This window comes from Actinopolymorpha sp. B11F2 (assembly GCF_040195635.1).
In the GTDB taxonomy this organism is placed as follows: Bacteria; Actinomycetota; Actinomycetes; order Propionibacteriales; family Actinopolymorphaceae; genus Thermasporomyces.
Genome location: NZ_JBEFTX010000013.1, coordinates 17,055 through 40,503 on the forward strand (window position 1 = coordinate 17,055; position 23,449 = coordinate 40,503).

A 23,449-nucleotide genomic window follows, 5' to 3' on the forward strand; every position below is an offset into this window, starting at 1 on the left:
CGGAGAACCCCATTGCGCGTAGGAGGAACAGTTCTGGCGGTGGGAGCGCTGGTCGGGCTGGCGGCCACGCCCGCGACGGGATCGGCCAGCCAGCCGGCCCCGACCGCGGCGAACGACATCGGCCGGTGCGCCGCCTCGGTGCCCTTCGTCTCCGGGGAGCGTGGCTACGAGATCTACCGGATCCCCGCCATCATCCAGGCCGCCGACGGCACGCTGGTCGCGTTCGCCGAGGCGCGGGAGTCACGGTCCGACGCGGGGTCGATCGACATCGTGCGCCGCCGCTCCGACGACGGCGGCTGCACCTGGGGCACGCAGGCGATCGTCGCCGACGAGGGCGACAACACGATCGGCAATCCGGCGCCGGTCGTCGATCCTGCGACAGGCGACCTCGTCTTGCTGAGCACCCGCAACGCCGGGTCGGCGACCGAGGCCGAGATCCTGCGTGGCGAGGTGCCACCGGAGGACAGCCGGCGGGTGTTCGTCCAGGTCAGCCGGGACGACGGCAAGACATTCAGCCCGCTGCGGGAGATCACCTCGACCACCAAGCAGCCCGACTGGCGCTGGTATGCGACCGGACCAGGCCATGCGATCGCGCTCACCCAGGGTCCGCACGCCGGGCGGCTCGTCGTTCCGGCGAACCACTCGAGTGCCCCGCCGCCGGGGTCGACCGACACCGGGGCCGAGCCGAAGTACTACGGCGCGCACAGTCTCTACAGCGACGACCGCGGCAAGACCTGGCGGATCGGCTTCAGCGACGACAGCTTCGACGGCGCTCTCAACACCAACGAGTCGACGGCCGCCGAGCTACCCGACGGCACGATCTACTTCAACACCCGCGATCAGAACGGCACCTCACCCGAGACCCGAGCCGATGGGATCTCCAGGGACGGCGGCGAGTCGCTGGTCGCACCGTACGCGCCGCAGCCGGACCTGGTCGGTCCCGTCGTCCAGGGCACTGTCCTTCAGGTCCGTGGGATGGGCTGGCCGCTGCTCTTCTCGGGTCCGTCCGATCCGAACAGCCGGGCTCGGATGGCGATCCGAGTGAGTGAGGACGGCGGCAAGAACTGGGAACAGCGCTACCTCGTGTCCGAGCGCCGGGCCGCCTACTCCGACATGGTGCAGTTGCCCGGGCAGGTCGTCGGCCTGTTGTACGAGACCGGCCTGAACGACACGTACGAGACGATCCGGTTCGAGCGGATCTCCCTCGAGGAGGTCGTCCGATGACACCGCGTCCGATGACAACCAGGAGGCGCGCCCTCCTCGCGGCCGGCGGCGTCGGTCTCGGCGGCCTGCTCACCGGCGTCCCGACAGGAGCCGCCGCTGCGGCGGTCGGCTCCGTCCGGCTGCAGTGGCAGAGGCTGCCGGACGTACCGGCCAACCGAACCGACTGGTCCGACCAGATCCCGGTCGGCGAGGCGTACTGGCACCAGCTCGGCCTGGCCGGCCCGATCGCCGGCGCCCACGGCGACCTCCTGATCGTCGCGGGTGGCGCGAACTTCCCCGAGCCAGGCCGCACCGCCAACCGACAGCCCGCCCTCGGCAAGGTGTACTGGGACGACGCGTTCGTGCTGCGCCGACGCGGCGAGACGTACGAGTGGCTCGATGTCGGCGACCGGCTCGGCGACGCCGTGGCGTACTCGGCGTGCCTCAGCACCGAGCGCGGCGTGCTCGTCATCGGCGGCGAGGGCTTCCGGGGCGGCCCGAACGGGACGGCCGTCAAGCCGCTCGAAAAGTTCGCCGACGTGTTCTACCTGCGGTACGACGGCGGTCTGACCCGGGAGGACCTGCCGCCGCTTCCCCGGCCACTGTCCTACGGCGCGGCGACCCGGGTCGGCGACACCGTGTACGTGGCGGAGGGCGGCTCGTTCTTCGGTCTCGACCTGACCCGTACCTCTGACGGCTGGGCCGAGCTCGAGTCGTGGCCGGGCGACCCCCGTACTGTCGCTGTCGCGGCGTCGGACGGACGGCGGTTCTACCTGCTCAGCGGCCGGGCCCAGCGCGCCGACAGGTCGTGGCAGTTCTACACCGACGCCTACGCCTACGACCCGGGTCGTCGACACTGGACCCGGATCGCCGACCTGCCGTGGTGCATCACCGCGGGCCTGGCGACCGGGGACACCTCCGGGCTCGTGGCGTACACGGGTGACCGCGACTTCGACCGGTGGACCCGGATTCAGGAGGTTGGAGCCTGGCGGGACGAGGCACCGGCCGGGTCGCAGGAGTGGGCCCGGCGCAACGACGTCCTGAGCTGGATCCAGGACCATCACACCGGGTTCAACACCGACGTGCTCGGCTACGACCCGCGACGGGACCGCTGGTCGGTCGTCGGCAGCTTCCCCGGACCGCCGCAGGTGACAACCCCCGCAGTTACGTGGGGCGGCGACACCGTGATCGTGAGCGGCGAGATCCGACCTGGCGTACGGACCCCGACGATCTGGCGAGTAACCGGTACGCCGGCGCCATCGGCATGACCTGCGTCGTCGATGAGTGCGAGCCTGGACGCTCTCACCACCTGGTCAGAGCGTCCAGGCCGGATGACCACCAACATGGACCGCGATCATGGCTCTGTCCCAGCGTGTCAGGACCCATCCCATGGCCGGACGCCGCAGCGCCGAGCCCACTCGTCGTGCAAGCGGGCAAGCTCGGCGACCCGGGACCTGTCCCTCGCTGCCAGATCATGGAGCTCCGTGCGGTCTTCGGCCATGTCGTAGAGCTCCCAGTCATGCCCGAACGCACTGACGAGCTTCCAGCGGCCGAGGCGTACCGCCCGGTTTCCTTCGTGCTCGAAGAACAATGGCCGCTCCCGAGTCCAATCCCTGCCCTGAAGGAGCGGGAGAAAACTTTCCCCCGCAAGGGGTGTGATCTCGTGGCCGTCATACTCGGTGGGATACACCGCACCAGCGACATCGAGGCAGGTCGCGAGGATGTCGATGAAGTGCGTCGGCTCATGCACGATGCCCGGCCGTTCGATTCCGGCCGGCCAGCTGACGATGAACGGCGTGGAGATCCCGCCCTCGTGCACCCATCGCTTGAATCGGCGAAAAGGGCTGTTGCTGGCGTTGGCCCACGGCAGGTCGTAGCTCATGAACGTGTCGGCCTGGCCGCAGCGCATGCCCGGGATGTTGCCGACGCGAATCGAACGCCCGTCGAGCGGATCGGTGTCGTAACGGAAACGCTCGTGAGGGTGGGAGTCCTCGGCGAGGAACTCAGCGCACCCACCATTGTCGGAAGCGAAGATGACAAGCGTGTTCTTGTCCAGACCGAGACCGCGAAGCTCATCGAGAATGCGTCCTATGCCCCTGTCCATGCCCGCGATCTGTGCGGCGTACGTCGCCATCCGCAGGTCTTCCCAATCCTTGTGAGGGGTTTCCGCCCAGGCCGGTGCCCCTTCGTCCCGGGGCGAAATGTGCCAGCCGGCGTCGACGATGCCCAGACCTTTGAGTTCCTCGTGCCGTGCCGTACGAACGGAGTCCCACCCATGGCGGTAGGTGCCTTCGTAGCCTGCAATGTCCTCCTCGGGCGCGTGGAGCGGCCAGTGCGGCGCCGTGTAAGCGACGTGGAGGAAGAACGGCTTGCCCTGCACCGCGGCGTCCTTCACCATCTGCACGGCATTGTCACTGATGGCATCGGTCAGGTAGAAGTCGGAGGTCTGCAGCGGTATGAACGCGTCGTCGCGCATGAGCGTGCGCGGATAGAAGTAGCTGGCCGCTCCGGCGACGATGCCGTAGAAGCGGTCGAAGCCGCGTTGCGTGGGAATGGGATGCGTAGGGTCACCGGCACGCCAGGACTCGGCGTCGAGACTGTTGTAGGGACCGCCGACGTGCCATTTGCCCGTCATCAAGGTGGAGTAGCCGTGTACCCGCAGCGCTTCGGCGATGGTGACGCAACTCCGGTTGAGGAAACCCCGGTAGCCCGGGGATCCCCAGTCGGCCATCATGTGCCCTATACCGGTCTGGTGCGCGTAGAGCCCGGTCATCAATGAGGCACGCGAAGGGCAGCAACGAGCGGCGTTGTACATCTGCGTGAAGCGAACGCCGGAGTGGCCCAACCGGTCGAGGTTCGGTGTCCGGATTTCAGAGCCGTAGCAACCGATGTCACTGAATCCCAGGTCGTCCGCCAGGATCAGGACGATGTTGGGAGAGCTGCCCTCCTGCCTCGTCACTGCACAACTTCCAGCGGGAGGTGGACCAGCGCGGTCCCTGCGGGGTAGGTGTTGTCCGTTGTCAGGTCGCGGATCTGAGCCGCAGTGAGTGCACGATCGAACAGGTACACCTCATCCACGGTCCCGACCAACGGATGGTTGATGCCGTCCATGCGGGCACCGATGCGGATGCCGGCCAACGCACGCGCGGACACCGAGCCGCCAACCGGCGCATCGGCGGTCGCGACCGGCTCACCGTCGAGATACAGGGTCAGTACCTGCTGGTCACCACGCCGCATCGCGACGTGGTGCCAGGTGCCGTCCGCGAAGTTCCCCGCCAGCTGAGCCGTGCCGAGCGCTGTCTCGGTGCGGACCTGGCAGCGGAGCCTGGCCGGGCTGATGTCGATCAGCCACTGTGGGAAGGACTCGTAGTTGAACGCGTTGGCGATGCGCTGCGTACGCTGGTCACTGGGACGGAACCACAACGCCACAGTGAATGGATTGTCGCCAAGATCGATTGACGGGTCGAGCGGTATCTCGACATAGTCGCCGGCGAGGTCCAACGCCCTGCCAAACTTCCCGGCGACCAGTCTCGGTCTCCCGCTGACCACCGCCGTGTTCCCGTGCCCTGACTCCTCAGGCGTCGTCGACGGCGACGGGATGGGGACATCGAGCAACTCCATCGGCACCCGGGCGAAGCTCAGCCGCTGGTGATAGGTGAGGGCCGAATCGTCGGACAGCCGCGGGCCGTTCTCGTAGTAGACGCCCAGCATGCTGGAGTTGTCATCGACGATCTCGACAAGGTCGGAGTACCCCGACGGACCGTCGTAGACCACCAGGCTCTCCCGCCACGACGCGGCGCCGTCCAGACTCGACCTGAGCGTGAGGCGTTCCCGTGACGAGGGGTGTGCCGGGGCGGCAAAGATGGTCCGCTCGTGCTTGTCTGTCCGGCGAGTCGCCTCCAGCAGCGATCCTGAGACGATGGGAGTGATCAGGTCCGGCACGATCTGAAACGGGCCGTCGAACGTGGCGCCACCGTCGCTGCTGGTCGTCGCGGCGCGGTTGCCGAAGGCCGTGCCTCGCTGATTTCTCGTGTTGAAGTACAGCGTGCCGTCGGCAAGTTCGACCACCGCGGTCTCGTTGGGAACCACTATCCCGTCGTCGTACTCGCCGATCGCTCCGCCGATCTGCCAAGACTCGCCGTGGTCGTCGCTGTAGATCACGTGAACGCCGACGACCGCGGGATGCTCGTCGGTCTGGGGAAGGAAGTTGTGGTTGCCCGGCATGAGGAGCCGTCCGGCATGAGGACCGGTGGTCAACTGGATGCCATGCGTCGGCCCGCCCACGTAGTGCCGCATGCCGTCCACTTTGACGTCGGATGTGATCTCTCGCCAGTCCGACCAGGTGACACCATGGTCGTCGCTGTACATCACGAACGGGCGGGGTGCGTCTTCCGGACTGACTCGATCGTTCGCAATGTCATCACCGGTGACGTCGCCTCCGGTCCGGACGACGAACAGGTGTATCCGTCCGGTCACCTGGTCGACGACGGCCGACTGGTTGGCCAGTCGATTCGGTGGGTCTGCGGCGACCAGCTGCAACGGCCCCCAGGTCCGTCCGCCGTCGGCGGATCGTTTGAGCACCAACTGGATATGGCCGAAGTCCTCGGCGCTGTCGACGCGTCCCTGCGCGAACGCGAGCAGCGTACCGTCAGCGGCTCGCACGATGAGTGGGATGCGGAATGTGTGGTAGTCCGCGGTTTCGCCTCTTTCGAACACCGTGACGCGTTCGAGGGCATGGCCAGCTGCGGCATGAGCCACTTCTGACCACATACCGGCGGCGAACATGGAGGCGCTTCCGGCAAGTCCGACCGTCTTCAACAGATCACGGCGCCGCATTGTCGGCACAGGTGTCTCCCTTCGCTGGGTCACGGATCGTGCGCTATGCCGAGCCTCGGCGTACGAGCTCCCACGTCTGCAGGCGAGTCCTCCCCTCGGCCGGCGCCTCGCCTGTGAGCCGACTGATGAGCAGATCGGCGACAATGGCTGCGCCGGCAGAGGTAGGGCCCACGGTGGTGAGCTGGGGATTCATCACAAGGTCCTCGGGGATGTCGCCCACGCCAACGACGGCCAGGTCGTCTGGCACACGAAGTCCCGCGTCGCGTGCGGCCCACATCGTGCTGACGGCTGCGATGTCCGACGCCGCGAACACGGCAGAGGGTCGGTGGGGCTGGGCGAGGAGCTTCTGCGCGTTGCGGTACGCCTCGGCACGCGACGCGGCACCGGCGACCACGAGCCCGCGATCCAGAGGGAGGCCACTGGCGCGGAGTCCTGCTCTGTAGTCGTCGTACTTGCGGTGGCGACGGCCCTTGGACAGGAAGTGGCCGATGAACGCGATCCGCCGGTGCCCTTCTGCGGCGAGGTACTGGACCGCGCCACGACAGGCCTCGGAGGCGTCGCTTCGCACGGCATCGATGCCAGGGGGCACCGGATCGTCCGTCATGGTGACGACCGCCACGTTCAGCGGGACCAGTGCGGCGAGGTCATCCGGCGCCAGATGGACGCCCTCAGCCACAACCACGCCGTCGGTGAGACGACGACGCAGCTGCTCCATGATGACGGGTCGCCCGTCGTCCTCATCGGCAATCGCGAGGACGAGGGTGAAGCCGTGCTGGGCAACCGCTGTCGTGAGATCCCAGGCGAGCTGCTCGAAATACGGTGCGCCTAGTCGCGGGAGCACCAGGCACACCCGATCGGTCCGCCGACGACTCAGTGCCCGGGCAGACTGGTTGGGCGCATAGCCGAGGGATCGAACCGCGTCGAGTACCCGCTGCCGGGTCTCCTCACTCACCCGACTGCTGCCGGAGCGGCGACCGCTCAGGACATAGGACACCGTCGCCTTGGACACGCCGGCCAACCGAGCGACGTCGGCCACCGTGGGCGCCCGCGGTGGCTCACTCATCGCGGATCGCCAGTCCGTGCGTGGTTACCCGGTTAACCATGCTCGGGACGATAATGCGCACCCGCGACGAGCGTCAAGATGCTGGGTCGCACCCATCGAGGCATTCTGGAACGAGTCCCGTTGTCCCGAGGGAGTTGAGTCGTGACCGAACGCCACGATGAACACGCGAGCATCACGGTTCGCACCGCCACGATGGCGGATGAGGCCGAGATCCGGCGCGTGCTGCTCGAACTACATCCGGATGGGGTAGACGCCGTGACCCTGCCTCACGTCCGTCAGGAGGCTCGTACGTTCGTCGCCACGCACGGCGATCGCGTGGTTGGAGTGGCGGTCGCGACGCTTGTCGACTACGGCCGCGAGGCGTATGGATCCGTTGCAGAGCTCGTAGTGGAGGCTCAAGGGCGTGGCGTCGGAACCGGAGGGAGTCTGCTGGACGAATGTCGGAGGTGGCTCGAAGCGTCAGGCGCCGAAGTCGTCTTTGTCTCAGCCGCCGACGACCAGGCGGCTCACTTCTACCGCTCCTCCGGCTTCGTCCGATGTACCGGACCCTGGCTCTACTGGGTGCCGAACGGGACGGTCACCTTGTCGCACGGAAGACCAGAACTCGGGACTCGGCCGTGACGGGTTCGTTGTGCCAACCGCCGCGCACGTCGACATCGCTGAATCCGGCACGTTCAAGGTCGGCGGTGATGTCCTCGGCGGTTCGGAAGTACAGAACGGTGGTGGTGCGCGTCGAACGCCACACGAGCCACTCGCGGACGTGACCGAACGAGGTGTCGCGCTCGATCGAGGTCTCAGCGGGGTTCCAGCGTTCCCACTCCCTGGCGTCCGGATCGCGGGTTTCGAAGCTGATCACCCCGCCGAGTCTGAGCGCGGCCGCAAGGGAGCCCAGGACCGTCGGACAGGCCTCGGGGCTGATGTGCATCATCGTGTTCCCACTGCTCACGGCCAGATCGGCGTCGCCGGAGCCGGCGAGCTTGGTTGCGTCGCCATGGATCCAGGAAACGGCTTCGGCGCCCGGCTGGCGACGTGCGTAGTCCAGCATCGTTGCGCTCGGGTCGACGCCGATCACTACCCGGCCTGGCGTTGCGAGCGCACGAGTGAGGAGCCCGGTGCCGCAGCCCAGGTCGATGACCTTCTTTGCGTCGATCTCGTCAGCGAGCGTCCGGTAGTACGCGTGGTCGTCGCTCGGAGGATTGTCGATCTCATACCGCGCTACGAACCGCTCATCGCGGTACGGGTCCTCAACCATGTCGCTGGCACGTTAGCGAAACCGCAACCGACCCCAAATGGTAGGGGGACGGCCGAGATGGGTGGTTCGTCCGAGAGATGCGCGGTGAGGCGCTCTCGACGTCGCTCGACTTTCAAGGTAGTTACGTAGTCGTGGGAGCGATAGATGAGGCGGCATTCTCGGAGTTGGTCAATCATCCGGTTGACACTGTGGCGCGTCTGCGCGAGACGCGGCGTCGGGCGCTGCTGTTACGCCGCCGGGGAGATGAAGACCTCGTGCTGACTCTGGCGGCCAGGGCTGAGCAGGACGCCGAGGTGGTCAGCACCGCGGCGCGGTTGCTCGCGGCTGTGCTGCGGAACCCGGTCACCCGGTCCCAGCTCGGGCTCGACCTGATGCGCGAGGTCTTCCCATGGGTTCGGTTCCTCCCCGCTGATGATCTCGGGGAGTTCGTGGCCGAGTTGACCGAGGTGTTCGAGGCATCTGCCGACCTCGACAACCCTGCACCGGTAGTCCAGGCCATCGCTGAGTGGCGAGCCACCGCGGAGGTCCACGCCGATCCAGACCTCGCGGCCGTCCTGCTTCGGGGCACCACCGGCGATTTTGGTCCCATCCCCGCTCCCCGCACCGTCGCGTGAGTCCCAAGCGCGGAGAGGGCGTCGCTCCGCCTGCCGGTGGGGAGTGGGAGGTGCGCTACGGGACTTCCGACGCTGTCAAAGGGTGGGAGGACCTGTGCCGGCAGGCGGAGTCGAACACGGTGTGGGCATGGTCGCAGGTGCGCAGCAACCCCGCCCCCGCCCCACCCACCAGTCGCCACCACCGCCTCAAGGGGCAGCTCAAGACAGGTCGCCACAACGGTCGAGACCTGCCCCTGTGGCAGATCGAGGTCACGAGCAAGTCGCGCGTCTGGTACCTGCTCGACGAGGAGCGGCGCACAGTGTGGCTTGTTCATGCGGGCACGGCCCACCCCAAGATCACGGACTAGCCGACGGCACTGGCGGGTGAGCCTTCCCAGGCGGCCCGCCTGTTCTCGGCATGAGAAGGCAGAAGTACAGATTCAGTCACGGTCAGGTGCGGGACAAGACCGTGGTCAGGCGCGTAGGCGGCGGAGGTACGGGTCGACCGGCTCGGCTGGCCCCACGCGGATTCTTGCGTCCACGATGCGACAGCCGTCTCCTGAGGCGATCACGGGGTTGAGGTCGATCTCGGCGACCTCGGGTAGGAGTTCGCCGAGGCGGCTGACCCGCAGGAGGACGTCCGCGAGAGCCTCGGTGTCGAGGCGGGGGATCGCTTGTGGGTCGAACAGCATGGGGGACGCGCGCAGGGCGGCGATCATCTCCTCGGCGTCGTGGCTGGTCATGGGTACGAGCCGGTAGGCGCGGTCGGCTAACAGGTCGGTGTCCACGCCCCCGAGGCCGAAGGCGACCAACGGCCCGAACGTGGGGTCATTGTGGAGGCCGGCCAGGAGCTCTCGCCCGGGTTCGGCCATGGGCTGGATGAGTACGCCGCGCAGTTGAGGTCCGAACCGGTTCCGAAAGCTGGCGAAGGTCGTACGGATCCGGGTCTCGTCCGCCACGGCGAGGGCGACGCCGCCGCCGCGGGTCTTGTGTTGCAGGTTCTCGGCGATCGCTTTCATTGCCACCGGGTGCCCAACGTCGTGGAACGCGGCGACCGCCGCCTGCGGATCGGTGACGACGACGCCTCTGAGCAGCGGGAGTCCGAAGTGCCCGAGCAGGGCGGCCACCGAGTCCGGGTCGAGCCAGCAGCCGGTCGGTTGCCTGTGAAGGATGTCGTCGACGAGTGCCCTGGCCGCGTCGATGTCGATGCCCGGCAGGTCCGGCACCGTGCCCGGCGGCCGGATTCGCCAGGTCCCGTACCGGGCGCACCGCTGTAGTGCGTCGGTTGCCACCGCTGGATCGCCGAACGCGGGCACGGTCCTGTCGGTGGAGCGCGTCGGTCGCAGCCCTTCGACAACCGCGGTTTGGCCCACCCGGACGGCGAGCACCGGCTTGCTGGCGCCGGCCACACTGTCGGCGAGTCCGACGTCCGGGCGGACGAGTGCGGTCGGAGCGGCGAGGACGAGCACGATGTCGACGCACGGGTCGTCGAGGACCGTGCGTACACAGGTATGGAACGTCTGGTCGGAGATGCCGGCCGTCGTGTCGACCGGGTTGTCCAGACTCGCCGTCGGCGGCAGAAGTGACCCCAGCGCGGCGCGGGTCTGTTCACCGAGTTCCGGCAGCGACAGCCCGCGTTCGGCCGCGGCGTCGGCCGCGAGGACCCCGATTCCGCCGACGTTGCCGATGACGGCGACGCGGTTTCCCTGGGGCGGCGGCTGCCAGCTCAGCATGCACGCCACGGCCAGCACCTGGGCGAGGCTGTCGACGGAGATGACGCCAGCCTGGTCGAACAGGGCGTCCCTGGCGACGACGGGCGTGGCGGTCGCCGCCGTGTGCGAGGCGGCAGCGCGCTGCGCCGCCTCCGTACGGCCAGTACGCAGAGCAAGGACCGGTTTGCGCTCGGCCAGAGATCGAGCCACCTTGGCGAACTTTCGCGGGTTGCCGAACGACTCGACGTAGACGACGGCGAGGTCTGTGGTGTCGTCGCGGTGCCACCACATCAGCAGGTCGTTGCTGCTCACGTCGTACTTGTCTCCGGTCGAGACGAGAGTGGAGATGCCGAGGCCCACCGCACGGAACTGCTCGAGGAGAGCGATGCCGACGCCCCCGGACTGGGTCACGATGCCGATCCGTCCGACGGGTAGCGGGCCGCTGGCGAAGGTGGCGTTGAGGCGTACGTCCGGATCGGTGTTGGCGACGCCGAGGCAGTTCGGGCCGACGAGTCGCATCCCGTGGCTGCGGACGGCCCGCTTGAGCGCGGCCGCCTGTTCCTCGTCCAGGCCGGAGGTGATGACGACGAGGGCGCGGACGCCGCGGACGCCGCAGTCCTCCGCTGCCTGGGCGACGGCCGCGGGCGGTACGCAGAGAACGGCAAGGTCCACGCCGGAGGGGAGGTCTCGTGCTGTGGCCACCGCCGCAAGACCGTTCACGCTGGTGGCGTTTCGGTTGACGGCGTAGCAGGCGCCGTCGAAGCCGTCGCGCAGGTTGGCCAGTACGGCGTGGCCGATGGCGTCGGACCGCCGGCTGGCGCCGACGACGGCGACCGACCGAGGCCGCAGAACGGTACGCAGGCTGGCCACGTCCGCGCGTCGCTCCCGCTCGCCCACAGCCGACGGGTAGCCGCCGACGAGCTGGACGGCGACCTCGTACGACGACCCTTCGGTATGCATGGTGGTGGGGAGCCCGAGGTCGTGGAAGACCCTCACCATGGCCGCGTTCTCGCGGAACACCTCGGCCACGAAGCGGCGCACCCCGCGGGACCGAGCCGCCGACGCCAGGTGCTCGAGGAGCAAGGTGCCGAGCCCGTGCGCCTGGTGGTGATGATCAACCACGAGGGCGACCTCGGCCTCGGCGGGGTCGGGAAGGGTTTCGTAGTGCGCCACACCCAGGAGTGACCCGCCGATGAATCCGCCCAGCGCAAGCCGGTGGGCGTCGCCGGTGCCCACGAGCTTTCGCAGGAGCGGGTCGATGCCGGCGGGTCGAGTGGTGAAGAACCGGAAGTAGCGGTCGCGCTCCGGCAGGCCGGCGTGAAGGCCTCGAAGCTGGCCGAGATCAGCGGGCCCGAGCGGACGAACCACCACGATCCGCCCGTCGGTCAGCGCCGCTCGCACCTCCTGCACCGGAGGCGCCGCGGTCGAGGACTCACTCTCGCGCATGTGCCGGTCTCCCGGTCCACACGTTACGGGTGCGGGAACGTAGGAGGAGAGGAGTTGGACACCCCAGGAGGCGTGAGTGGGCCCGCTGGACAAAGGAGCGACACCGATGCCATCGGAAGAGCCGGTGCCATCGGTAGGACCGATGGCTTCGGAAGGCTTGTCCGAGGCTGAGGCCGCCCGGCGACTCGAGGAGGTCGGCCCGAACCTGCCGCCCAGACCAGGCCGGGTTTCCCTCGTACGGCGGGTCGCAAACCAGCTACGTGACCCGTTGATCGTCGTGCTGATCGCCGCCGCCGTCCTCACGATCGTCACGGCGGACTTCGCCGACGCGGCCGTGATCCTGCTGGTCATCACCGTGAACACGACGGTTGGTGTCACACAGGAAGTACGCGCCGACCGGGCGGTCGAGCAACTCGTCGCTCTCGCCGCGCCGGCGGCGCGGGTGATCCGCGGCGGCGTGGAGCGCGAGGTCGGCATCGACACCGTGGTGCCTGGTGATCTCCTGGTCCTTGCCGAGGGGGAGATCGTCGCCGCGGACGCTCGGCTGGTCCAGGCGGTCGCGTTCGCCGCGGACGAGTCGATGCTGACCGGCGAGGCGGTACCGGTGGACAAGAGCGCCGTCCCGGCCGGCGAGCCCGGTGGCGAGGTGTCGGCGGGCACTGTCGTCGTACGCGGACGCGGCCGGGCGGTGGTCACGGCGACCGGCGCCGAGAGCGCCATGGGAAGGGTTGCCGCCCTGCTCGCACCGGTTCCGGGGCTGACGCCGTTGCAGAAGCGCCTGGCCGGTGTTGCCCGGACGCTGGCGCTGGCGGCGGCCGTCCTGTGCCTGGTGGTTCTGGTCCTCGGTGTCGTACGAGGGCAACCGGTCGAGTTGATGGTGCTGACCGCGGTCAGCCTCATGGTCGCCGCCGTGCCCGAGTCGCTGCCCGCTGTCGTGTCGTTGGCCCTGGCTCTGGGTGCCCGTCGGATGGCGGCCCGGCAGGCAATTGTCCGGCGCCTGCCGGCGGTGGAGGCGCTCGGATCCGTCACCGTGATCGCCACCGACAAGACGGGCACTCTCACCGAGGGCGCCATGGTCGTGCAGAAGCTGTGGACGGTCGACGGGGAGGCCGACGTCACGGGCCTTGGCTACGCACCGGAGGGTCGCGTTGAGCGTGACGGCATGCCACTGGACCCAGAGCGCGCCCCGGACGTGGCCGCACTGCTTCGCGCGTGTGCGTTGTGTACGGATGCCGCACTTGTTCCGCCTCGCCCACCGACCCCGAACGGCGCCAGGGGAGGCGGGGACGCCGCGATCGAGTCCTGGACCGCGGCCGGCGACCCGACCGAGGCGGCGCTCCTGGCCGCCGCCGCCAAGATGGGCCTGACCCGAACGGCGCTCGAGCGGGAGTGGCCGCGGGTCGGCGAGGTCCCGTTCGACAACGCCCGCAAGCGGATGACCACCGTGCACCGCGAAGCGTCCGGGCGCTTCGAGGTGATCTGCAAGGGCGCTCCCGAAGTCGTGCTGCGCGCGCCGATCACCAGCGACGACGCCGCGACGCTCCGGCGGGCGGAGCGCCGTGCCGACGAGTTCGCCCGTCAGGGTTACCGCGTACTCGCGGTGGCCGCCGGCCAGCGATCCTCGCTCCCGGCCGCGGGCGGTCCGTCCCCAGGACTCCTGCCTGAGGTGGAGGAAGGGCTGCGCCTGCTCGGTCTCGTCGCCATTGCCGATCCGCCGCGTGCCTCCGCCGCGGCCACCATCGCCGCCTGCCGGCAGGCAGGGCTCACTCCGGTGCTGATCACCGGCGATCACCGGGCCACGGCCCGCGCCCTCGCTGTCCAGGTCGGGATCGGCGGTGACGACCCGGTGGTCATGGACGGCTCCGACCTGGATCCGGAGCGCGTCCCGGACCCGCGCGACTGCGCTGTGTTCGCGCGAACGAATCCGGAGCAGAAGCTCGGGATCGTCGATGCCTATGGCCGACGGTCCCAGGTCGTGGCGATGACGGGCGACGGGGTGAACGACGCGCCGGCTCTCCGCCGCGCCGACATCGGTGTCGCCATGGGACGGCGTGGTACGGAGGTCGCCCGAGAGGCCGCGGACCTGGTGCTGGCGGACGACGAGCTCGCGACCCTGGTCACGGCGGTCGAGGAGGGTCGGCGGATCTATGCCAACGTGCGGAGGTTCCTCGTCTACGGCCTGTCCGGCGGGGCCGCGGAGATCATGGTGATGCTGGTCGGCCCCTTCCTCGGGCTCCCGCTTCCGCTGCAGCCCGCCCAGATCCTGTGGATCAACCTGATGACCCACGGCCCGCCAGGGGTCGCGCTGGGCGCCGAACCTGCCGGTGCCGACGTGATGCGCTCGCCACCACGTCCGCCGGCGGAGCGGATCCTCGGTGCCGGACTCTGGCAGCGGATCCCGCGAATTGCCGTCGTCCTCGCCGCCGTGACGTTGGGGGTGGCGGTCTGGGCGGCGTCGACCGGGCGGCCGTGGCAGTCGATGGCCTACCTCACGCTCGCCACCACACAGCTGGGTGTCGCCCTGGGCTCGCGCGCCCGCCCGGGGACGCGCGACAACCCGTTCCTGCTGGTCGCGGTGGGTGCGTCCTTCGTCCTGATGCTGGCGGGGTTGTACGTTCCCCTGCTGCGGGAGCTGTTGGGTACCGAACCCCTGGCGCTCGCTGACCTCGGCCTCGTCTGCGTGGTGTCCTTCGCCGGGTATCTCGCCGTGCGCCTGGACCGCCGCCTGCACTCCGAGCGGTCGGCGACGGCCTCCACCGCGAGGGGGACCGGCCGGAACGAGCACGCCTGAGGCGGCCCGCGCGATCGTCGGCTGAACTGCACCAGACGTGGGCACGATGACCTCGTGGTCGAACCCCGCGATGTCGAGGCCAGCATGAGCAGGCCGCCGACGGGCGCGTCGGTCGAGGGACTCGAGCGGCGCCGGAACGGTCCTGCCTACCGGGTCCTGGCCGAGCTTCGCTCGGCGCGGGCCGACCACGGTCGGATCACTCCTGACGACGAGCGCGCGATCGCCGCGAGGACGGGGCTACCGGTCGCCGTGGTGCATGGGGCCGCGCGCTACTACACCGACCTGCGCGGCACCCAGGGCGAGCGGCACGTACGGCTGTGCGGTGGGACGGCATGCTTCGTGGCGAGCCAGGGCGGGCGCCACATCCCTGAGGTGGAGCGGGTGCTGGGCGTACGGGCGGGGACCTGCGCGCCGGACGGCAGCGTGTCGCTGCAGGTCGTGCACTGCCTGGGTTACTGCTACACGGGCCCGGCCGCCCTCGACGGCGACGAGCCCCGCGCGGGTGCCGACCTTGCCGACCAGCTCGCCGGACTCTCCAGTCCGCGGGCGCCGGAACCGTCCGTACGGGCGGCGACGGCGCCCGTCGTCCTGCGTGGGATCCAGGGCGACGAGGGGGCGTGGGAAGTGTGGCGTGCCCTGGTCGCGGACGACAGGTCTCCCCGTCGTGTCCTGGAGGAGGTCGAGACCGCCGGCCTTCGTGGCCGCGGCGGTGCCGGGTTTCCCGCCGCGGCCAAGTGGCGGGCGTTGTCGGCGGCGGGTCCGGCCGGGCCGCGCTACGTCGTGGCCAACGGCGACGAGGGCGACCCCGGCTCCTACGCCGACCGCATCCTGATGGAGCGCGACCCGTCCGGGCTGCTGGAGGGTCTCGCCTTCGCGGCACTGGCCTGCGGGGCCACGACGGGGTTCGTGTACGTGCGGTCGGAGTACCCCCGGGCGTACGAGAGCGTGGCGGCGGCCGTGGCCGCGGCATACGCCCAGGGACACCTCGGCCGCGACGTACACGGCTCCGGCGTCGATCTCGACCTGGACGTGGTCATGGGGGCGGGTTCGTACGTCGCGGGGGAGGAGACGTCGCTCCTGCACTCGCTCGCCGGGCTGCGTGCGACGGTCCGGCCGCGGCCACCGTACCCCGTGGAGTACGGCCTGCTCGGGCGACCCACGGCGGTCAACAACGTCGAGACGCTGTCGTCGGTGCCGGCGGTCGTCCGTGCCGGCGGTGCGGCCTACGCGGCACGCGGAGTTCCGCCGGAGACGGGAACCTTGGTCGTCTGCCTGAACGAGCGGTTCGTACGCCCGGGTGCCTACGAGGTCGAGCTGGGCACGCCGTTGCGCGACATCGTCTTCGGGCTCGGCGGAGGGCTTCCCCGCGGGCGACGGCTGCGGGCGATCCAGGTGGGCGGTCCGCTCGGCGGCTTCCTCGCACCCGACCAGCTCGACCTTCCCCTGCTCGACTCGGCACTCACGGCGGCGGGGGCGATGCTCGGCCACGGCAGCCTGCTCGCGGTCGACGACCAGGTGGACCCGGACGACCTGCTCCGGCACCTGTGGGAGTTCGGTGCGAGCGAGAGTTGCGGCACGTGTACACCGTGCCGCGAGGGCACCCGGCTCGGCGAACGCCAGCCCGGGGCGGCGGCGCGGGACGACGCGCTGCTCGACGTGATGGAAACCGCCAGCCTGTGCCCCTTCGGACGCCGTATCCCGGGTGCGGTCCGCAGCCTGGTGCGCGTCATGGGTGCGGGTCGGTCGGGTCCCGGACCTGGCGGGGATTCGCCGCGATGAGGGTGCGGGTGAACGGCACGCCCGTCGAGGTGCCCGAGGGCAGCTCGGTTCTGGCCGCCGTCCGCGCTGCCGGTCTCGAGGTGCCGACGCTCTGCCACGACGAACGCCTCAGCCCGTCGGGTTCGTGCCGGGCCTGTCTGGTCCGCTCGGGCTCGGCGATTGTCGCGGCATGTACGACTCCGGCGGCCGAGGACGCCGACATCCGTACCGACGACGAGACGGTGGCCGCCACGGTGCGACGCGTCGTGGAGCTCACCGTCGAACGGCTGCCCGCGGCTGCACTCGACCTGCCGACCGAGCTCGCCGCGGTCTGCGACCAGCTCGGCGTCGGGCCGGAGGCGTTCGACGGCGCCGGACAAGGACCTGGTCGTGGGCTCGGCCGGGACGACTCCCATCCGTACGTCCGGCTCGACGCCGACCTGTGCATCGCCTGCGGCCGGTGCGTCCGGATGTGCGACGAGGTTCAGGGCACGTTCGCCCTGACGCTCGTCGGACGCGGGGCGGACACGGTGGTGGCTCCGGGGACGGGCGGACCCTGGGTGGAGTCGGCGTGCGTGGCCTGCGGCGGCTGTGTGGACAGCTGTCCCAGCGGCGCGATCAGCGGGCCGGTCCCGTTGCCGGTCGCGGCGGCGCCGACCGCGACGGTGACCAGGACGACCTGCGGCTACTGCGGTGTCGGCTGCGCCCTCGACGTCCACACCCGTACGGCGAAAAGCAACCCCGACCCGATCCCAGACCCGATCCCAGACCCGATGACCGACCCGATCCCCGACCCGATGGCCGACACCGACGAGCCGGCGATCGTGGCGATCACGCCGGCCCTCGACGGACCTGTCAACCGTGGCCACGCCTGCGTCAAGGGACGCTTCGCCTACGACTTCGTACGCTCGCCGGACCGCCTCACCACGCCGCTGGTACGCCGCGCCGGCCGGCTCGAGCCGACGACGTGGGACGACGCCCTCGCGCTCGTGGGACGGGAGCTGACGCGGATCCGCGAAACGCACGGCCCGGACTCCATCGCCGCCATCTCCTCGGCCCGGTCGACCAACGAGGAGAACTACCTGCTCCAGAAGCTGATGCGGACGGTCATCGGTACCAACAACGTCGACAACTGTTCAAGGATCTGCCACGCGCCTTCTGCCGCGGGCCTCACCGCGACCTTCGGCCTGGCCGGCGGTACGAACGCCGCGGACGACCTCGACGACGCCGACTGCATCCTGCTCGTCGGTGCCAACCCGACCGAGGCGCACCCGGTGATCGGGGCCCGCATCATGCAGCGGGCCCTGAACGGCGCCCGGCTCGTCGTGATCGACCCCAGGAGGACCGGACTCGCCCGGGTCGCGGACGTCCACCTGCGCGGACGTCCAGGCTCCAACGTCGCCGTCTTCCACGGGCTGGCCCGGCTCCTGCTCGACAACGGGTGGGTGGAGGAGGCGTTCCTCGCGACCCGCGCCGACGGGTGGGACGAGTTGCGCGCCCTGCTGGACGAGTACCCGCCGGCACGGGTCGCCGAGCTGAGCGGCATCGAGCCGGCGATCCTCGCCGAGGCGGCCCGCCTGTTCGGCACGGCGCGCAAGCCCTCGATCGTCTACGGCCTCGGCGTCACCGAGCACGCACACGGCACGGACGGCGTGCGTACCCTCGCCAACCTCGCGGTCCTCCGCGGGGCCGTGGGCACGCCGAACGGCGGCGGTGTCAACCCGCTGCGTGGTCAGAACAACGTGCAGGGGGCGTCGGACATGGGCGCGCTGCCCGACCTTCTTCCCGGCTACCAGAAGGTGACCGACGACGCGGTGCGCCGACGCTTCGGCGAACGGTGGGGGACACCCGTGCCGCCGCGGCCGGGGTTGCGGATCCCCGAGATGTTCGACGCCGCGCTCACGGGCAAGGTCCGGGCGCTGTACGTGTTCGGCGAGGACATCCTGCAGACCGATCCGGACTCCGGACACGTCCGGGCCGCTGTCGAGGCCGCCGAGTTCGTGGTGAGCCAGGAGATCTTTCCCTCCGCCACCGCCCTGGCCGCCGACGTGGTGCTCCCCGGTGCGTCGTTCCTCGAGAAGGACGGCACGTTCGTGAACTTCGACCGGCGGTTCCAGCGGGTCCGCCCCGCGCTCGACCCGCCGGGTCTGGCGCGTACGGACTTCGCGGTGGTGACCGCGGTCGCGCGGGCCCTCGGTGGAGACCTCGGTTGTCCCACACCGGCGGACGCACTGGCCGAGTGCGCCCGCCTCACTCCCGTCTTCGCCGGCATCTCCCACGAACGCCTCGACCGCGAGCACGCGTTGCACTGGCCGTGCCGCGGCCCGGACGACCCGGGCGAGGCCAGGTTGTACGAGCAGGAGTTCGCCACCCCGAACGGGCGCGCCCAACTCGCCGCCCTTCCCTGGGCGCCGCCCGGCGAGTCACCCGACACGGCGTACCCGTACACGCTGATCACCGGCCGCCGACTGGTCCACTACAACAGCGGAACGATGACCCGGCGGACGCCGAACCTCGCGCTGGTCCCCGACGAGCACCTCGAGATCAACCCGGACGACGCGCTGCGGCTCGGACTGCGCGACGGGGACCTCGTCGAGATCGCCAGCCGGCGCGGCAGCATCGCCGCGCCGGGCCGCCTCACCGATGACGTGGCTCCCGGCGAGGTCTTCCTTTCCTTCGCCTTCCCCGACGTGGCGGCCAACCTGCTCACCTCAGGCGAGACGGACGAGGTGACCTCCTGCCCCGAGTACAAGGTCACGGCGGTCCGGCTGCGCAAGGGCTGAGAGCGGTTCATGGGAGAGGGCACGACCGGACGTCCGCCATCAGTAGAGGACGAGGAGACATCTGTCCACGAGCCGCTCGCCCTCCTGCTGGCGCATCTGCGCAGCGGACCCGGCGGCCTGACCCATCGGGAGGCCGAGCGGCGGCTGGTGGTCTTCGGCCCGAACGTGTTGCGGCGGCGGGGCAAGCGGCGATTCGGCCGCGCGCTGGTCCGCCAGTTCGTCCATCCGTTGGCCCTGCTGCTGTGGGTCGCCTCGCTGCTCGCCTTCGTGGCGGGTACGCCGGTGCTGGGATGGGCCATCATCGCCGTGATCGTGCTGAACGCCCTTCTGGCGTTCGTGCAGGAGCAGCAGGCCGAGCGGGCGGTCGAGGCGCTGGTCGCGTACCTCCCGCAGGAGGCAACCGCGGTCCGCGACGGTGTCCGTCAGGTTGTGCCCGCGGCGACGCTGGTCCCCGGTGACGTCGTGATCATCGACGAGGGGGACCGGATCTCCGCCGACGGCCGGCTACTCGACGGCAGCCTCGAGGTCGACCTGTCGGCGCTGACGGGCGAGTCGCTGGCAGTGACGCGGGCCGCCGGTCCCACAGATGCGCGGGCGGCGCTGGTCGAGGCGCAGGACGTGGTGTTCAGCGGGACGACCTGCACAGGGGGTACGGCCCGAGCGGTGGTGTTCGCGACGGGAGCGCACTCCGAGCTGGGCCGGATCGCGGCGTTGTCTGAGCGCGGCGCACCCGAAGCCAGTCCGCTGGAACGCCAGGTTCGCCGGATCGCATGGCTGATCGCCGTGGTCGCTCTCGGCGTTGGTGTGGCGTTCCTGCCGTTGGGCACGCTGGCCGGGCTGTCCCTGCCGGATGCGTTCGTGTTCGCGACCGGCCTTCTGGTGGCGAACGTGCCCGAAGGTCTCCTGCCGACGATCACGCTGGCGCTCGCGGTCGGCGTCCGCGCGCTGGCTGTCCGGGGCGCCCTCGTCAAGCGGCTCTCGGCGGTAGAGACACTCGGGTCGACGACCACGATCTGCACGGACAAGACCGGAACTCTCACCACGAACAGCATGCAGGTCCTCGAGGTGTGGAGCCCTCGTGAGGGAGACGCGGCGACGAGACCGGTGAGGGAGGTGATGGTCGCCTGCAACACCGCCGACCTCGCTGGAGGTCCCGGGAGCGTCGACGAAGGGGATCCCACCGAGATCGCCCTGCTGCGGTACGCGGCAGACACCGGTACGGACGTCGACCTGTCACGTCGGGAAGGCCGGCGGAGGGCGATCTTCCGGTTCGATCCACGCCTGGCGCGGATGACCACCGTCGACGACACGGGTGAGTCGGACGAACAAGCCGGCTCTCCGCCCCACCCAGAGCAGCTTGTCGTCCACACCAAGGGCGCACCGGAGGCGGTGCTGCCCCTGTGCACCCGCGTCCTCGACGGCGCTCCGCGAATCCTGACCGAGGCAGACCGTGCGCGTACCAGGGCTGTTCAGGAGGCACTGACCGCACGCGGACTCCGGGTCCTCGCCTTCGCCAGTCGAGTAACTGTCGCGCCGGGAGGCAGGCGGGGCGTCGAGTTCGCCCGTGAGGAGGTCGAGCGAGACCTCTGCCTGCTCGGTCTTGCCGGGCTGCACGACCCGCCCCGTCCCGAGGTGCCGGCAGCGGTGGCCGCCTGCCACGAGTCGGGCCTCACCGTGCACGTGGTCACCGGGGACCACGGCCAGACCGCGGCCGAGGTCGCCCGCGAGGTCGGCCTGCGCGCTGACCGCATCGTCACCGGAACCGACGTGGCGGCGATGAGTGAGGAGCGCCTCGGAGAACTCCTCGCAGGAGGTCAGGAACTGATCTTCGCGCGGAGCTCGCCCGAGACGAAGCTGCGGATCGTCGATGCGCTGCGCCACCGCGGCGAGGTCGTGGCCGTCACCGGTGATGGCGTCAACGATGCCCCGGCTCTCCGCCGGGCGGACATCGGGGTCGCCATGGGGCGTACGGGCACCGACGTCGCCAGGGAAGCCGCCACGATGGTCCTGACCGACGACAACTTCGCCACCATCGTGGCCGCGGTCGAGGAGGGCCGACGGGCCTTCGACAACGTCCGGAAGTTCGTGCTCTACATCTTCGCCCACGCCGTCCCCGAGGTTGCGCCGTTCCTCCTCTTCGCACTCTCCGGTGGGGCGGTGCCCCTCCCGCTTACGGTGCTCCAGATCCTCGCGATCGACCTCGGTACCGAGACGCTGCCCGCGCTCGCTCTGGGCCGCGAACCGGCCGAGCCGGGAGTCATGGCCAGACCACCGCGAGGGCGTCACGAGGGAATCATCGACCGCAGGCTGCTGTGGCGCGCCTGGGGCCTGCTCGGCCTGGTGTCGGCGGTCCTGGTGCTCGGTGCGTTCTTCGTCGTCCTGGTCAGCGCGGGTTGGCATCCGGGCGCGGCAACCGGACCGGGCACGGCGCTCCACGGGAGTTATCTCCAGGCGACGACCGCCACCTTTGCCGGGATCGTCGCATGCCAGCTGGGTACCGCGTTCGCCGCTCGCACCGACCACGCGTCCCTGCGGACCGTGGGGATCTTCAGCAACCCGCTGCTGCTCGCTGGCTGCGCATTCGAGATCGCTTTCGCGGCCGCGCTCATCTACCTGCCACCGCTCCAGCGGGTGTTCGGAACGGCCGCTCTGCCGGGCTGGGTTCTCCTCCTGCTCCTGCCCTTTCCCTTCATCGTGTGGGGAGTCGACGAGATCAGCCGCTGGCGGCGGCGTCGCCGACGGGACCGGGGACCTGCGCCGCGGTGAATGTTCAACCGGACGTGAGGCCGCCCGTCCTTCGCTCACGCCGGGGTTCGATGACCAGCATCCCCGCGTCGTGGTGGGTCGAGGCCACGCCGAACAGCTCCGCCAGCCACAGCGCGGCGCGGAGATGCTCAGTGACAAGAGCCGGGCGCGCCCGGGTCTGGCCCGCGGCGAACGCGGCGAACACGACGATCTGGTCCTCCGCGTATCGATCAAGGGTTGCGCCCGACCCCAGGTCCTCGAGCAGGCGGTGGGCGGTGGCCGAGCCGACCATCTCAGCGGGACGCCCCACCGCTCCGGCACCGTCCGCGCCAAGGCGCATCCCGTCGGCGAGATCGGCGAACAGAGCTATCCCCGCTCCGGGTTGGACGGCGGTGGTGTCGTCGTACTCGTCGATCCGGGCTTGGTGGCCGGCCGCACAGAGAACCTCCCGCGCGCTCGCGGCCATCCGGGCGCTGACGCGCCGTGCCCGAAGGTGTGACGCCAGACTGATACCCCAGATCTCGTGCACGGGAGCTTGTTGACTGGCGTCCAACGCTGTCAACCCTTCACTGGGCTGAACCTCCAACCGCAGCAGGCCTTCGCCCCGCGGTACGTAACCCGGGCGCAGCACGGTCGCTTCTACGGCGAGACCCATCCGGCCGAGCAGCGGGACGAGAACGTGCTGCAGGTGGAGGGGCGACGGTGCCCGGTCCTGAAACAGCCCACCAGTCAGGTCGAGCCGCACGTGCTCGACCGCGGTGGCCAGAACGGGGAGAAGGGCAAGCGCAAGGACTGTGGCCGAACCGGCGGTACCAACGTCGAAGCGGTAGAGGCCACGTGGACTCTCCTCGCCTGGGCGGAAGCTGAACTCGCGCGAGCCCAGGTGGGCACCCTCGAGCGAGCCGCCAACAAGGTCCCGCATCGCCAGGACGCCGCACAGGTGCTGGGGCTGCAGTCCGGGTTTGGGGCGGTGTGCGCGGACGTTCCACATCCGCAACGGCGTACCGGTAATGGCCGCGTACGCCAGCGCCTGACGCACGATCATGCCCGACCCCGAGTGCGCGGAACCGTCGATGTCGAGCAACGTGCTCACCCCTGCCGGTGCGTGACGGTCACAGGCGTGGAGGGCTCATCGCCAGTGTAGGTGGGAGCCCGGGGTTCGACGGCGAACGCCAGAGCGTCTGGGGGAGCGGGGGCCTGCGCTCACTCACGGGGCCGAAGGTCCTTGGCGCTGATGACCGTGCCCCGCTGACCTGCTCCGACCACC

15 protein-coding genes are annotated in these 23,449 nt (G+C 70.0%); 9 read left to right on the forward strand and 6 right to left on the reverse strand.

What is annotated here, in order from left to right:
• Positions 1–39 precede the first annotated feature (39 nt).
• The gene (locus tag ABN034_RS22100; protein ID WP_349692910.1) at positions 40–1,224 is read left to right on the forward strand and encodes a sialidase family protein; all 1,185 of its coding nucleotides are present in this window, start codon (positions 40–42) and stop codon (positions 1,222–1,224) included.
• The gene (locus ABN034_RS22105; protein ID WP_349692911.1) at positions 1,221–2,471 is read left to right on the forward strand and encodes a galactose oxidase; all 1,251 of its coding nucleotides are present in this window, start codon (positions 1,221–1,223) and stop codon (positions 2,469–2,471) included. The genes ABN034_RS22100 and ABN034_RS22105 overlap by 4 nt, the downstream gene beginning before the upstream one ends.
• Before the next feature lie 107 nt (positions 2,472–2,578).
• On the opposite strand, the gene ABN034_RS22110 is transcribed toward ABN034_RS22105, so the two are convergent.
• The 3 genes from ABN034_RS22110 to ABN034_RS22120 are packed head-to-tail and all read right to left on the reverse strand — an operon-like array spanning position 2,579 to position 7,102.
• On the reverse strand, positions 2,579–4,162 hold the full coding sequence (locus ABN034_RS22110; protein WP_349692912.1) for an arylsulfatase: 1,584 nt from the start codon (positions 4,160–4,162) through the stop codon (positions 2,579–2,581).
• Positions 4,159–6,039 (reverse strand): exo-alpha-sialidase, encoded by a 1,881-nt coding sequence (locus tag ABN034_RS22115; protein ID WP_349693085.1) that lies wholly within the window; start codon positions 6,037–6,039, stop codon positions 4,159–4,161. The genes ABN034_RS22110 and ABN034_RS22115 overlap by 4 nt, the downstream gene beginning before the upstream one ends.
• 43 nt (positions 6,040–6,082) lie before the next feature.
• Positions 6,083–7,102: a LacI family DNA-binding transcriptional regulator gene (locus tag ABN034_RS22120; protein WP_349692913.1), complete on the reverse strand. Its 1,020-nt coding sequence runs from the start codon at positions 7,100–7,102 to the stop codon at positions 6,083–6,085.
• 192 nt (positions 7,103–7,294) lie between these two features.
• Here ABN034_RS22120 and ABN034_RS34510 point away from each other — a divergent pair, with 192 nt between their 5' ends.
• Positions 7,295–7,723, forward strand: a complete 429-nt coding sequence (locus tag ABN034_RS34510; RefSeq protein ID WP_502879076.1) for a GNAT family N-acetyltransferase — start codon at positions 7,295–7,297, stop codon at positions 7,721–7,723.
• Here the strand turns inward: ABN034_RS34510 and ABN034_RS22125 are convergent.
• A complete protein-coding gene (locus tag ABN034_RS22125) occupies positions 7,680–8,354 on the reverse strand; it encodes a class I SAM-dependent methyltransferase (RefSeq protein ID WP_349692914.1) in 675 nt (224 codons plus the stop codon). The two genes, ABN034_RS34510 and ABN034_RS22125, sit on opposite strands and share 44 nt — an antisense overlap.
• Before the next feature lie 131 nt (positions 8,355–8,485).
• Between ABN034_RS22125 and ABN034_RS22130 the strand changes: the two genes are divergently transcribed.
• Together ABN034_RS22130 and ABN034_RS22135 are read left to right on the forward strand one after the other, a co-directional pair.
• Entirely contained in the window at positions 8,486–8,968 is a 483-nt protein-coding gene (locus ABN034_RS22130) for a hypothetical protein (RefSeq protein ID WP_349692915.1), read from the forward strand.
• Positions 8,969–9,018: 50 nt separating this feature from the next.
• Positions 9,019–9,315, forward strand: a complete 297-nt coding sequence (locus ABN034_RS22135) for a hypothetical protein (RefSeq protein WP_349692916.1) — start codon at positions 9,019–9,021, stop codon at positions 9,313–9,315.
• A 105-nt stretch (positions 9,316–9,420) separates the two neighbouring features.
• On the opposite strand, the gene ABN034_RS22140 is transcribed toward ABN034_RS22135, so the two are convergent.
• A complete protein-coding gene (locus tag ABN034_RS22140; RefSeq protein ID WP_349692917.1) occupies positions 9,421–12,105 on the reverse strand; it encodes a bifunctional acetate--CoA ligase family protein/GNAT family N-acetyltransferase in 2,685 nt (894 codons plus the stop codon).
• A gap of 142 nt (positions 12,106–12,247) precedes the next feature.
• Here ABN034_RS22140 and ABN034_RS22145 point away from each other — a divergent pair, with 142 nt between their 5' ends.
• Genes ABN034_RS22145 through ABN034_RS22160 form a run of 4 tightly spaced genes read left to right on the forward strand, consistent with a single transcriptional unit; the run spans position 12,248 to position 22,203 of the window.
• Entirely contained in the window at positions 12,248–14,896 is a 2,649-nt protein-coding gene (locus ABN034_RS22145) for a cation-translocating P-type ATPase (protein ID WP_349692918.1), read from the forward strand.
• A gap of 54 nt (positions 14,897–14,950) precedes the next feature.
• Positions 14,951–16,675 carry an NAD(P)H-dependent oxidoreductase subunit E gene (locus ABN034_RS22150; protein WP_349692919.1) on the forward strand — a complete coding sequence of 575 codons (1,725 nt, stop codon included), beginning with the start codon at positions 14,951–14,953 and terminating at the stop codon, positions 16,673–16,675.
• Positions 16,672–19,437, forward strand: coding sequence for a formate dehydrogenase subunit alpha (fdhF, locus tag ABN034_RS22155; protein WP_349692920.1), 2,766 nt, complete (start codon positions 16,672–16,674; stop codon positions 19,435–19,437). Before ABN034_RS22150 ends, fdhF begins: the two co-directional genes overlap by 4 nt.
• Before the next feature lie 9 nt (positions 19,438–19,446).
• Complete coding sequence (locus tag ABN034_RS22160) at positions 19,447–22,203, forward strand: cation-translocating P-type ATPase (RefSeq protein ID WP_349692921.1); 2,757 nt, start codon at positions 19,447–19,449, stop codon at positions 22,201–22,203.
• Between the two features lie 4 nt (positions 22,204–22,207).
• Here ABN034_RS22160 and rtcA read toward each other — a convergent pair whose 3' ends face one another.
• On the reverse strand, positions 22,208–23,275 hold the full coding sequence (gene rtcA / locus ABN034_RS22165) for an RNA 3'-terminal phosphate cyclase (protein ID WP_349692922.1): 1,068 nt from the start codon (positions 23,273–23,275) through the stop codon (positions 22,208–22,210).
• Positions 23,276–23,449 lie beyond the last annotated feature (174 nt).

Coding starts and splice junctions, on each gene's coding strand:
- ABN034_RS22105 (WP_349692911.1), top strand. CDS start 1,221: ATGACACCGCGTCCGATGACAACCAGGAGGCGCGCCCTCCTCGCGGCC.
- ABN034_RS22115 (WP_349693085.1), bottom strand. CDS start 6,039: ATGCGGCGCCGTGATCTGTTGAAGACGGTCGGACTTGCCGGAAGCGCC.
- ABN034_RS22120 (WP_349692913.1), bottom strand. CDS start 7,102: ATGAGTGAGCCACCGCGGGCGCCCACGGTGGCCGACGTCGCTCGGTTG.
- ABN034_RS34510 (WP_502879076.1), top strand. CDS start 7,295: ATGGCGGATGAGGCCGAGATCCGGCGCGTGCTGCTCGAACTACATCCG.
- ABN034_RS22125 (WP_349692914.1), bottom strand. CDS start 8,354: ATGGTTGAGGACCCGTACCGCGATGAGCGGTTCGTAGCGCGGTATGAG.
- ABN034_RS22140 (WP_349692917.1), bottom strand. CDS start 12,105: ATGCGCGAGAGTGAGTCCTCGACCGCGGCGCCTCCGGTGCAGGAGGTG.
- ABN034_RS22145 (WP_349692918.1), top strand. CDS start 12,248: ATGGCTTCGGAAGGCTTGTCCGAGGCTGAGGCCGCCCGGCGACTCGAG.
- fdhF (WP_349692920.1), top strand. CDS start 16,672: ATGAGGGTGCGGGTGAACGGCACGCCCGTCGAGGTGCCCGAGGGCAGC.
- ABN034_RS22160 (WP_349692921.1), top strand. CDS start 19,447: ATGGGAGAGGGCACGACCGGACGTCCGCCATCAGTAGAGGACGAGGAG.